This window comes from Kutzneria kofuensis, from assembly GCF_014203355.1.
Taxonomy (GTDB): Bacteria; Actinomycetota; Actinomycetes; order Mycobacteriales; family Pseudonocardiaceae; genus Kutzneria; species Kutzneria kofuensis.
Map to the genome: position 1 here is coordinate 5,854,198 of NZ_JACHIR010000001.1, position 12,034 is coordinate 5,866,231.

At 70.4% G+C, this 12,034-nt stretch carries 11 protein-coding genes; all 11 read left to right on the forward strand.

The features are described from left to right. Positions 1–184 precede the first annotated feature (184 nt). Complete coding sequence (locus BJ998_RS27160; protein ID WP_312890351.1) at positions 185–3,355, forward strand: S8 family serine peptidase; 3,171 nt, start codon at positions 185–187, stop codon at positions 3,353–3,355. A gap of 16 nt (positions 3,356–3,371) precedes the next feature. After that, complete coding sequence (locus BJ998_RS27165) at positions 3,372–4,502, forward strand: winged helix DNA-binding domain-containing protein (RefSeq protein WP_184866116.1); 1,131 nt, start codon at positions 3,372–3,374, stop codon at positions 4,500–4,502. Between the two features lie 96 nt (positions 4,503–4,598). Next, positions 4,599–5,795, forward strand: coding sequence for an AAA family ATPase (locus BJ998_RS27170; RefSeq protein WP_184866118.1), 1,197 nt, complete (start codon positions 4,599–4,601; stop codon positions 5,793–5,795). Further along, entirely contained in the window at positions 5,785–6,348 is a 564-nt protein-coding gene (locus tag BJ998_RS27175; RefSeq protein ID WP_184866120.1) for an RloB family protein, read from the forward strand. Before BJ998_RS27170 ends, BJ998_RS27175 begins: the two co-directional genes overlap by 11 nt. Positions 6,349–6,379: 31 nt before the next feature. Further along, positions 6,380–7,801 (forward strand): 30S ribosomal protein S12 methylthiotransferase RimO, encoded by a 1,422-nt coding sequence (rimO, locus tag BJ998_RS27180; RefSeq protein ID WP_184866122.1) that lies wholly within the window; start codon positions 6,380–6,382, stop codon positions 7,799–7,801. Further along, positions 7,798–8,379 (forward strand): CDP-diacylglycerol--glycerol-3-phosphate 3-phosphatidyltransferase, encoded by a 582-nt coding sequence (pgsA, locus tag BJ998_RS27185; RefSeq protein ID WP_184866124.1) that lies wholly within the window; start codon positions 7,798–7,800, stop codon positions 8,377–8,379. The genes rimO and pgsA overlap by 4 nt, the downstream gene beginning before the upstream one ends. Further along, positions 8,376–8,834, forward strand: a complete 459-nt coding sequence (locus tag BJ998_RS27190) for a CinA family protein (RefSeq protein ID WP_312890352.1) — start codon at positions 8,376–8,378, stop codon at positions 8,832–8,834. The genes pgsA and BJ998_RS27190 overlap by 4 nt, the downstream gene beginning before the upstream one ends. Before the next feature lie 296 nt (positions 8,835–9,130). Beyond that, complete coding sequence (locus BJ998_RS27195; RefSeq protein ID WP_184866126.1) at positions 9,131–9,559, forward strand: helix-turn-helix domain-containing protein; 429 nt, start codon at positions 9,131–9,133, stop codon at positions 9,557–9,559. A gap of 39 nt (positions 9,560–9,598) precedes the next feature. Continuing rightward, entirely contained in the window at positions 9,599–10,174 is a 576-nt protein-coding gene (locus BJ998_RS27200; RefSeq protein ID WP_184866128.1) for a hypothetical protein, read from the forward strand. 127 nt (positions 10,175–10,301) lie between these two features. Further along, positions 10,302–11,138 carry a PspA/IM30 family protein gene (locus tag BJ998_RS27205; protein WP_184866130.1) on the forward strand — a complete coding sequence of 279 codons (837 nt, stop codon included), beginning with the start codon at positions 10,302–10,304 and terminating at the stop codon, positions 11,136–11,138. A 23-nt stretch (positions 11,139–11,161) separates the two neighbouring features. Then, entirely contained in the window at positions 11,162–11,983 is an 822-nt protein-coding gene (gene pspM, locus BJ998_RS27210) for a phage shock envelope stress response protein PspM (protein ID WP_184866132.1), read from the forward strand. The last annotated feature ends 51 nt before the right edge of the window (positions 11,984–12,034 follow it).

A 12,034-nucleotide genomic window follows, 5' to 3' on the forward strand; every position in this document is an offset into this window, starting at 1 on the left:
ACCCGCAAGGGCGTCACTGCGGCGAAGGCAGGCGCGGTCGGCGGCGTCCGACGGCGTGTCGCGGCACCATTCGGCCGAACAGTTCACGACGATCGGCGGAAGATGCTCTTTATGTCCGATTGTGGGCCGTCTGTTGGAAAGGTGTGCTTCGTTGGCGTTGTCCCCCAGGAAGGGATTCCCCCCAGTGACCGCACATCTCAGACGCCGGGCTGGTGCCATCGCACTGGCCGGCGTGCTCGGTGCGAGCGCCTTCGCGTTGGCCACCCCTGCTGCCAGCGCCGAGGATGCGCCCCCGAGTTCCGCCAAGCAGCTCGACAAGCAGGACCGCGAGTTGGTCGCCCAGGCCGAGCGGGCCGGCAAGCCGACCGTGACGCTGGTCGTCGCGGCCGAGCGCGGCCGCACCGACCAGGCGGTCCAGCAGCTGCGTGACCTCGGCGGCAAGGTCGACACGGCCGCCAAGGACGTGGACTACATCAAGGTCGAGGTGCCGCGCGACAAGGCCGAGAAGGCCGCGCAGCTGGGCGCCGTGAAGTCCGTGGACGTCGACGGCCTGATCAAGCAGGACGACCCGCGGCCGGAGGGCACCAGCGCGCCGCTGCCGCAGAAGCCGCCGGGCAAGGACACGCCGCGCGTCAACCCGTACCTGCCGACCGGCGACACCGGGGCCGCGCAGTTCGCGCAGGCCGTGCCGCAGTGGGACGGCCGCGGCGCCACCGTCGCGATCCTCGACTCCGGCATCGACCTGGACACGCCGGCGCTGGCCAAGACCACCACCGGCGAGCGCAAGATCGTCGACTGGTACGACGCGAACGACCCGGTGGAGTCCGGCGACGGAACCTGGGTCGCGATGTCGAAGACCCGCTACACCGGCAAGTTCAGCGCGGGCGGCCGCAACTGGACGGCCCCGGCGACCGGCGGCCCGTACACCATCGGCACGCTCGCCGAGACCGCGGGCGACCTGCGCAGCGGCGAGCTGGGCGGTGACCTCAACCGCGACGGCGACAAGACCGACTCCTTCGGCATCCTGCAGGACGTCACCACGAAGGAGGTCCGCGTCGACACCGACGGGGACGGCGACTTCACCAACAACGCCCCGATGATCGACTACCGGTACAAGCAGGACGTCGGCCACCTCGGCACGGTGGCGTTCGTCGTGCAGACCGACAAGTCGAACTACACCGGCGGCGGCACCGCGTTCGTCGACATCGGCATCGCCGGCGCGGCCCACGGCACCCACGTCTCCGGCATCGTCGCCGGCAACTCGCTGTTCGGCGGCAAGATGGCCGGCGCGGCGCCGGGCGCGAAGCTGATGGCGGTCAAGGTGTGCCTGACCTCGTCCTCGTGCACCGCCAGCGGCCTGATCGACGGCCTGCTGTACGCGGCGCGCAACGGCGCCGAGGCGATCAACATCTCGATCGGCGGCCTGCCGGCGCTCAACGACGGCAACAACGCGCGCGCCGACCTGTACAACCGGACCATCGCCGAGTTCAACGTGCAGCTGTTCATCTCCGCCGGCAACAGCGGCGCGGGCGCGAACACCGTCGGCGACCCGTCCGTGGCCACCGACGCGATCAGCGTCGGCTCGTACATCACCGACGCCACCTGGCTGTCCAACTACGGCTCGGTGACGGCCGCCAAGCAGGGCCTGCACCCGTTCTCCTCCCGCGGCCCGCGTGAGGACGGCGGCTTCAAGCCCGACATCGTCGCCCCCGGCTCGGCGATCTCCACGATCCCGCCGTGGCAGCCGGGCGGCCCGGTCGCCGGCACCTACGCGCTGCCCGCCGGGTACGCCATGTTCAACGGCACCTCGATGGCCGCCCCGCAGGCGACCGGCGCGGCGGCGCTGCTGATCAGCGCGTACAAGGCGACGCATCACGGGCAGCGGCCGCCGGTGGCCTCGCTGCGTGAGGCGATCAAGTCCACCGCGAAGTTCGTGCCCGGCGTCGGCGCGTACGAGCAGGGCGCCGGCCTGATCGACGTCCCGGCGGCGTTCCACCGCTTGCAGGACAACGTGTCGCCGGCCGCGGTGACCGCCAGCGTGCCGGTGAACACCGTCCTCAGTGGACAGTTGAAGCCCGCGCCGGGTCAGGGCGTCGGCATCTACGACCGTGAGGGCGTCACCCCCGGCAAGGCCTACACCCGCACGTACACGCTGACCCGGACCAGCGGCCCCAACCGCAACACCCGGTACGACGTGCAGTGGACCGGCAACGACGGCACGTTCAGGTCGGCCGGATCCGTGGTGCTGCCGCTGAACAAGCCGGTGTCGTTCGAGGTCAAGATCAACCCGCGCGGCGCCGGCGTGCACTCCGCGCTGCTCAAGGTCTCCGGCACGAACCTGCTCACCATGAACACCGTCGTCGCCGTGCCGGACTTCACCGCGGCCAACGGCTACACGACGACCACCAAGGGCAAGATCAGTCGGAACGAGAACACCAGCGTGTTCGTCCGGGTGCCGGCCGGCGCTACCGCGCTCAAGGTCGACATGGCCGCGAGCACCGGGCAGATCCGGTTCCTGCGCGTCGACCCGACCGGTCTTCCGCTGGACTCCAACACCTCCACCAACTGCTACCTGCCCGACGCGGGCGCGGGCTGCGCCGGCGGCACGCCGACCAGCCGCACCGTCGTCAACCCGATGCCGGGCGTGTGGGAGATCGACGTCGAGTCGCGGCGCACCTCCGACGAGCTGAGCACGCCGTTCACGCTGACCACCGCGCTGATCGGCACCAAGATCAGCCCCGATCCGGACACGATCGCGTCGGCCACCCTCGGCAGCCCGGTCGCGCGGCAGTACGGCGTGTCCAACCAGCTGGCCGCGATCAACGGCAAGCTGGTCGGCGGGACGCTGGGCAGCAAGGCCACCTCGCGGCCGACCATCGGCCACGGCCAGGTGCAGAAGGTCGACGTGACCGTGCCGGCGGGCATGACGACGTTCACCGCCAAGATCGGCAACCCGTCCGACGGCGCCGCCGACCTGGACATGATCGTCTACGACTGCACCAGCGGCAGCTGCGTGCAGGCCGGCACCAGCGGCAGCTCGACCGCCGAGGAGCAGGTCACGATCAACAATCCGGCCGCCGGGCACTGGCAGGTCGAGATCGACGGTTACGACGTGCCGGCCGGCACGACCGCGTACGACTACAGCGACATCTACATCTCGCCGTCGCTGGGCAACGTGACCGTCAACGACAACAGCGCCAACCGGCCGTCCGGCAGCACGTGGACCGTTGCCGGCACCGTCACCGCGAATGCGCAGCCCGGCGCCGGGCGGGTGCTCGTCGGCGAGCTGCACCTCGTGCTGGAGGACGGCTCCGTCGTAGGTCGCGCGTCGGTTGTCGTGCAGTCGGTGAGCTGACCGGCATGCTGTCCGGGTGAGACGAATCACCGATAGGCAGAGGCGGGCCCTTCTCGGGGCCCGCCATCTGCTGTTTCGGCGTGGCGACACCGTCGAAGAGGTCGCCGACGCCGTGCTCGCCCTGCACGCCACCGACGCCGCCACGGTGTTCCTGTCGATCTTCGCCCGGCTGCGGGAGCCTTCCGTCGAGGCTGTCGAGAAGGCTTTGTACGGCGAGGTGACGCTGCACCGGATGCTCGCCATGCGACGGACGCTCTTTGCCGTCCCCGGCGACCTTGCCCCGGTTGTTTGGTCTTCGACCGGCCGCGCCATCGCCGCCCGTGAGCGGGCCGGTTTCGTCAAGTTCCTCGCCGAGGCCGGCTACTCGGAGTCGTGGCTGGCCGGTGTCGAGAAGTCGACAATTTCCGCCCTTGCTGCCCGCGGCGAGGCCGTGCTCTCCGACCTCGGCTCTGACGTCCCCGAGCTGCGGGAGCAGGTCACCGTCGCCGCCGGAAAGCCCTACGAGGCAACGCAGAGCATCGGCACCCGGCTGATCCGGGTGCTCGCCGCCGAGGGCCTGATCCGCCGCTCCCGTCCTCGCGGCGGGTGGACCAGCAGCCAGTTCCGCTGGGCCCCTTCCGTCCCCTTCGACGACGTCCCCGACGCCAAGGCCGCTCTCGTCCGCCGTTGGCTCGACCGCTACGGTCCCGCCACCGTCGCCGACATCAAGTGGTGGACCGGCTGGACCGTCACCGACGTTCGGAAGGCCCTCGCCGACACCGAGACCGTGTCCTTGGACGACGGCTCCACCGCGCATGTCCTCCCCGATCTCGACGTCCCCGACGTCGGCCCGTGGGCCGCCTTGCTCCCCGCCCTCGACCCCACGCCGATGGGCTGGCAGGAGCGGTCCTGGTACCTGCCCGCCGACCGCTCCGAGCTCTTCGACCGCTCCGGCAACATCGGCCCCACCGTCTGGTGGGACGGCCGCGTCGTCGGCGTCTGGGCCCAGCGCCCCGACCGTTCTCTTGCCTGGGAGCCGCTGGCCGAACTGCCCCGTGCCGCCGTGAAGGCCATCGCCGTCGAGATCGACCGCCTCACCGCCGCCCTCGGCGACGTCCGGGTCACCCCCCGCTTCCGCACCCCCCTCGAACGAAAGCTCTCGTCGTGACGAAGTGATCGACATCCGGCCTGAGCTAGGCTAGAGGTCGGTTCGTACGATTTACTTGCACGGAAGGCCGCGTAGCCGCCGCTAGGGAGGTGTCAGGTGCTCCGCAGCTTCCGAGTTGCCAACCATCGGTCGATCCGGGATGAGCAGGAGCTCCTCCTGCTGCCCGCGTACCAAGACAACGAACCGGCTGTGCCGGTCGCGGCTGTCTACGGCGCGAACGCCTCGGGCAAGTCCAACCTCGTCGACGCGCTGGCGTTCATGGCCATGGCCGTACGGCATTCTTTCGGTCGCTGGTCGCCCGATGGTGGTGTGCCCCGCCGGCCGTTCAAGCTCGACCCCGAAGCGGGTGCGGACCCGTCGGCCTTCGTCGTCGACGTGTTGCTCGACGGTGTGCCTCATACGTACGGCTTCCTGGTGGACGACTCGCGAGTGCTGTCCGAGTGGTTGTACAGCTATCCGGAGAAACGCAGGCGAGTGATGTTCGAGCGGGAGGGCGACAAGGTCAAGATCGGCAGCACCGTTCAACTGGCGGCAAACAAGCTCGAGGGACTCGTCGGGCTCATGAGGCCGAACGCGTTGTTCCTCGGTCTTGCGGTGCAGTCCAATGTCGTTCAACTGTATCCCGTGTACCGGTTCTTTGATGATGTGTTGGCGTTCCGTCCGTTCGGCTTCAGAAATGACACGCGTCGACTGGGTGATTTCCTAAATCTGTCGCCGCATAACCTGGAGCGGGTAACTGACCTTGTTCGGGTTGCTGATGTCGGTGTGCGCGGTATGCATGTGATCGAGCCTTCTGAGTTGGACGCCAACGATCGACTGCCTCGGATTGCTTTCACGCATGCAGGATCGGAGGCGGTTCTTGATTTCATCGAGGAGTCGGAGGGGACGAGATCCTGGGTCGTGTTGCTGCCTGTGGTGTTGACGGCGCTCGACCGGGGGCAGACCTTGGTTCTTGACGAGCTCGACACGAGCCTGCATCCGAAGCTGACGGCTCAGCTGGTGCGGCTGTTCCAGGAGCCCGGAACCAATCCGAACCACGCGCAGCTGATCTTCACCACCCACGACACCTCGCTGCTGGGCACGATGCTCGGCGACGAGGTGCTCAAGCGCGACCAGGTGTGGTTCGTGGAGAAGGACGGCGAGGGGGCCAGCAAGCTGTATCCGCTGACGGATTTCCATCCGCGTAAGGGGGAGAACACCGAGCGGCGGTACCTGGGCGGCAGTTACGGGGCGGTGCCGGTGCTGTCGGAGCGGGACTTCGCCGAGGCGGTTCGGACGCGAAATGCGTCGTGAGAACTCGTCCAGGCGGCGGGCTGCCTTCAGGGAACCGCGCAAGCAGGTTCTCATCGTATGTGGGGGAACGCGGACCGAGCCGGACTACTTCGACGGGTTGAAGCGGGCGCGGCGGAATCCGGCGGTTCAGGTCAAGGTGCTGGGCAAGGGAATCGACCCCGAACAGTTGGTTACGCACGCGCATAAGGTCGGCAGTGATTTCGACGAGGTGTGGTGCGTGGTGGACACCGACGAGTTCGACATCGCGAAGGCGGTGAAGCTGGCCGACAAGTTGAAGGTGCGGCTCGCGGTGTCCAATCCCTGCTTCGAGCTGTGGCTGTTGTTGCACTTCTGCGACCACCGCGGGGAGAGCGCGAGCTACCGGCAGCTGTTGCCGAAGTTGATCAAGCACGTGCCGGGGTACGACAAGTGCCGCCTCGACTTCGACCAGTTCGACCCGGGTGTGGCGGAGGCAGTGCGAAGGGCGGAGCGGCTCGATCCGAGTGGGCGGGATCACGGGCAGAACCCGTCCACCGGAGTGTGGAAACTGGTCCGACAGGTCCTCCCGGACTGAAGGACGCCCCCGGGCGGATACCCTTGAGCACGTGTCTTCCCCCTCCACGTCCCGTCGTGTCGCCCTGCTCACCCTCGGCTGCGCCCGCAACGAGGTCGACTCCGAGGAGATGGCCGGCCGGCTGACGGCCGACGGCTGGCAGCTGGTCGACCCCGACGAGGGCGGCGCGGACGTCGTGCTGGTGAACACGTGCGGGTTCGTGGAGTCGGCGAAGAAGGACTCGGTGGACACGCTGCTGGCGGCCTCGGACTCGGGCGCGAAGGTGGTGGCGGTGGGCTGCCTGGCCGAGCGCTACGGCGCGGAGCTGGCGGAGAGCCTGCCGGAGGCGGACGCGGTGCTGGGCTTCGACCACTACCCGCAGCTGGGGGAGCGTCTCGACGACATCCTCCAGGGCCGGACGGTGGAGGCGCACAAGCCGGTGGACCGGCGCACGCTGCTGCCGATCAGCCCGGTGCAGCGACCCCAGAAGGCCCCGGAGGTGGCTCTCCCGGGCCACGGCACGGCCTGGGGCCCGCAGGTGCTCAGGACCCGCCTGGACGACTCGCCGGTGGCGCCGCTGAAGATCGCCTCGGGCTGCGACCGGCGCTGCTCGTTCTGCGCGATCCCGTCGTTCCGTGGCGCGTTCGTGTCCCGCGGCGCGGAGGAGATCCTGGGCGAGGCGGCCTGGCTGGCCACGCAGGGGGTCCGCGAGCTGTTCCTGGTCAGCGAGAACTCCACCTCGTACGGCAAGGACCTGGGCGACGTCCGGGCCTTGGAGACGCTGATCCCGCGGCTGGCCGAGGTGCCGGGCATCGACCGGGTCCGCGTCTCCTACCTGCAGCCGGCGGAGACCCGCCCGGGCCTGGTCCGCGCGATCGCGACGACGCCGGGCGTGGCCGACTACTTCGACCTGTCCTTCCAGCACTCCAGCGAGGCGGTGCTGCGCCGGATGCGCCGCTTCGGCTCGACCGACTCGTTCCTGGCGCTGATCAAGCAGATCCGGGAGCTGAGCCCCACGGCGGGCATCCGCACCAACGTGATCGTCGGCTTCCCCGGCGAGACCGAGGACGACCTGTCCGAGCTGGAGCGCTTCCTGACCGAGGGCCGGCTGGACGCGGTGGGTGTGTTCGGCTACTCCGACGAGGACGGCACCGAGGCGCTCACCCTGGACGGCAAGCTCGACGCCGACACCGTCGCGGAGCGGGTGGCCCGCTTCTCGGCCCTGGTCGAGGAGCTGACGGCGCAGCGCGCGGAGGACCGGATCGGCGAGCAGGTGGTGGTCCTCGTCGAGCACGAGGAGGATGAGGACAGCGACTGCGTCGGCCGGGCCGCCCACCAGGCGCCCGAGGTCGACGGGGAGTGCGTGATCGTCGACGCCGAGGGACTGAAGGTCGGCGACATGGTCCGTGCGGAGGTCACCGACAGCGAGGGGGTGGACCTCATCGTTCGCCCGATCGAAGTGCTGCCGCGATGAGTGAGGGAGACGAGCCGAGAGCCGTGCCGCTGCTCAACATCGCCAACGTGTTGACGGTGTCGCGGCTGGTCATGGTGCCGTTCTTCCTGCTCGCGCTGTTCACCGGCGGCGGCGAGGACCTGCTGTGGCGGCTGGTCGCGTTCGGCCTGTTCGTGCTGGCCTCGATCACCGACCGGATCGACGGCGACCTGGCCCGCAAGCACGGCCTCGTCACCGACTTCGGCAAGATCGCCGACCCGATCGCGGACAAGGCGCTGACCGGCTCCGCGCTGGTGGGCCTGTCGGTCCTCGGCGACCTGCCGTGGTGGGTGACGATCGTGATCGCGGTCCGCGAGATCGGCGTGACCCTGCTCCGGTTCTGGGTGATCCGCCGCGGCGTCATCCCGGCCAGCCGGGGCGGCAAGGCCAAGACGCTGATGCAGATCGTGGCGATCGGCTTCTACCTGCTGCCGCTGCCGCCGTGGCTGCTGTTCGTCCGCTGGGTGACGATGGGTGTCGCGCTGCTGCTCACGGTCGTGACCGGCGTGGACTACGTGGTCCGGGCGTTCCGGCTGCGCGCGGTGGCGGAGACCCCGTGACCGCGGACCTGATCGCCCGGCTGCGCGAGCTGGGCCAGACGGTGGCGACCGCGGAGTCGCTGACGGCGGGCATGGTGGCGGCGGAGTTGGCCTCGGTCCCGGGTTCGAGCGCGGTGCTGCGCGGCGGCCTGATCGTGTACGCGACCGAGTTGAAGACGAAGCTCGCCGGCGTCGACGCGGGGCTGCTCGCCGAGCACGGGGCGGTGCACCCGGACGTCGCCGCCCAACTCGCCCGAGGCGCCGGCGACCGCTGCGCGGCGACGTGGGGCCTCGGCCTGACCGGCGTCGCGGGCCCGGATCCGCAGGACGGTGTCGCACCCGGCACGGTGTACGTGGCGGTGGCCGGCCCGCCCGGCGTCGAGGTGCGCCGGCTGAGCCTGACCGGCGGCCGGCAGGCCGTCCGCGAGGGCAGCGTGACCGCGGTGCTGGACCTTCTCCGGGATTGCCTGAGGTGAACCGCGGGTAGCCGAACGTGCCCGATTCCCCCGTCTCAAAGTGTGGCGAGCCGCTCGATCGTGTGGTGAACCCGCGCCGTCCGCGACGCGTTGCCATGATCGGTGGAGGATCGACCTGGACCCGCTCAAGCCCTGGTCAACGCGGTGTCGGGGATCTTGCCTGGTCACCGTGGGCCGGGGAACATCCGGGTTGATTCACTCGTTCGCCTTGGGCGTACGTGGTGAGAAGTCGGTGCCAGCGGGGGTGCCGTCTGGGTAACGTGGTCGGTACGGGCCCGGCTGGAAGGAGGCGCGCGATGACAGTGCTGCTTCGCGAGGCGATCGGTGATCGGCTTCGCCACACACGCACCACCCAACACCGCACGCTGCGTGAGGTGTCCCGGTCCGCACGGGTCAGCCTGGGCTACCTGTCGGAGGTGGAGCGCGGCCGCAAGGAGGCGTCCAGCGAGCTGCTGGCCGCCATCTGCGATGCGCTGGATCTGCCGATGGCCGACCTGCTGCACACAGTCGCCTCCGACATGAGCGCGCTGGCCGCGATGGCCAACGGGCCGACCGCGGACGAGGCCGCCAAGCCGCGCGAGTCCGCCGACGCCGCCTACGAGGGCGGCCGGCTGGTGCACGACGCCGTGGGCGACAGCCTCAGCGACATCCGGCTCCAGCCGGTGCTCACGCACCGCCTGCCCACGATCACCCCGCCGCGGGGAGAGGTCGTGGTCGCCGCGTAAGACGCGAGGAGGCGCTCCACCCTGGACGAATTCGAGCTGGTGGCGCTGCTGGTGGCCCTGGTGCTGCTGGCCGTCGCCGCCGGATCGCTGCTGGTGCTGACCAGACGCAGGCCCGTCGCCCGTGCGGGCCCGCCGGTCCACGAGCGCCGGCACGACGTCGACTGGGTGGACCGCGCCGAACTGGCGGTCGGTCAACTGCGCGACTGCCCCTACGAGGACAACGCCGTCGGCGTGCTCGCGGAGATGCGGGCCGCCGCGGCGGACATCGACGCCGTCGACCGGGCGTTGGCCGCGCTGCCCGCCGCCCGCCTGCGCCGAACCCGTGACCATTTGGCGGCCCGGCTGGCCGCGGACGGGGCCGGTGGCGCGGAGCTGACCACCGCCTATCGAGCGGTGAGTGATCGTCTGGCTACGGCGGAGCGACTGCACGCCACCAGGGACGCCCTCGCGACACGCATGCACGCGTGTGTCACCGGGTTGGAACGCGTTCGTGATTCGGCCCACGTCCCCGATCCCGACCGGACCGTTGAGCTGGTGGAACTGCGCGCGAACCTGGCCCAGGTCCGGGTGCTGGCCCGGGGCCTGCCCCAGGTTCCCGCTCAGGGGCCACCCTGATATTCGGCGGGGTCGGTGGTAGCGGCCCAGCTCACCTGACACGATGGAACCCGCACCGCCACCGGCTCGTTGGCCTGGTCGCGGCGTTCTCGCACATCCAGGAGTAGGCAGAAGGCAGGCGGAGGAGATGGCCAACCCTTTCGTGAAGGCTTGGAAGTACCTGATGGCGGCGTTCTCCGCCAAGATTGACGAGAACGCCGATCCGAAGGTGCAGATCCAACAGGCCATCGAGGAGGCCCAGAAGCAGCACCAGGCGCTGTCCCAGCAGGCCGCGGCCGTGATCGGCAACCAGCGGCAGCTGGAGATGAAGCTGAACCGGCAGCTCGGCGAGGTGGAGAAGCTCCAGGCGTCGGCGCGGCAGTCGCTCGTGCTCGCCGACGAGTCCCGGGCCAAGGGCGACGAGGCCAAGGCGCAGCAGTTCGAGCAGGCGGCGCAGTCCTTCGCGACCCAGCTGGTGACCGCCGAGCAGAACATCGAGGACCTCAAGACCCTGCACGACCAGGCCCTGCAGGCCGCGGCGCAGGCCAAGGGGGCCGTCGAGCGCAACGCGATGATGCTGCAGCAGAAGCTCGCGGAGCGCACCAAGCTCCTCAGCCAGCTGGAGCAGGCCAAGATGCAGGAGCAGGTGGCCCGCTCGCTCAACCAGATGAGCGAGCTCGCCGCGCCCGGCAACGTGCCGTCGCTGGAGGAGGTCCGCGACAAGATCGAGAAGCGGTACTCCACCGCACTCGGCTCGGCGGAGCTGGCCAGCAACTCGGTGCAGGGCCGCATGCTCGAGGTGCAGGCGTCGACCACGGAGATGGCCGGCAACGCGCGGCTGGAGCAGATTCGCGCCTCGCTGCGCGGCGGCTCGGTGGCCGGGGAGGTCACCGGCGGGGCGCCGGCGTCGGCCCCGGCCGTCAACCAGTCCAGCATCCAGCAGGAGATCGCGGCGCGGGTGCAGCAGGAGAAGCAGCAGTCCTGAGCCGGTGACGGGGGAGCAGAGCGATGGTGGCCGGACCGCGTAGGCGGGACCTGGGCGAGCTGATCAGGCTCGGCCAGTCCGTCGGCGAACAGTTGCGCGGTCCGGTTGCCGACACCGTCCGGACCAAGGTGCACGGTTGGCGTGACCCCCGCGCCAAGCTGCTGCGCCGCCGTCGGCGGGCCAAGCGCTCCACGGCGGCGTGGTCCGGCGCCACCGCGCTCGGCGGCGTCTGGGTCGGCATCGACGCCGCGCATGCCGAGCTGTTCTCCACGGTCGGCGGCTTCACGTCCATGATCGTGACCGCCCTGTTCCTCTACTGCACGTCCGGTTCCGTGCGGAAGCTGGTCACGCTGCAGCGTCAGCCGCTGCCGCCCGCGGTCCCGCCGCCGGTGCGGCTGCCACCGGCCGGTTCGGCCGCCCGCGAGCCGATGCGCCGGCTGGCCGAGGCCGAAGCCAGCCTCGCGGAGTTGTTGGTCCAGCTCGGCACGCCGCGACCCGGCGGACTCGCCCCGCTGCCGGCGGAGTCGCTGGCCCACGCCCAGGAGTCGGCCACCGAGGCCGCCACCGCGCTGCGCGCGGTCGCCGCCCAGCTGGCCGCCGTCGAGCGGGCCCGCACCATCGCGCCGGCATCCCAGCGTGGGCCGCTCGACCAGGGCATCACCGACCTGCGCCGCCGCCTCGACGAGGGCCTCGACGGCTATCTCGCACTGATCGGCACCGCCGGGCAGGCGGTCATCGCCAGCAGCCCCGTCTCGCCCAACGAGGCGCTGCTCGACGCCAGCGACCGGCTCTCCGGCCTGGCCTCGGCCCTGCGCGAGTTGTCCGGCCCGGACGACTACCGCTGATCGATTCGCCCACCTCGATCCCGCAGGTCCGCCTCGGTGCCGCCGCAGCCC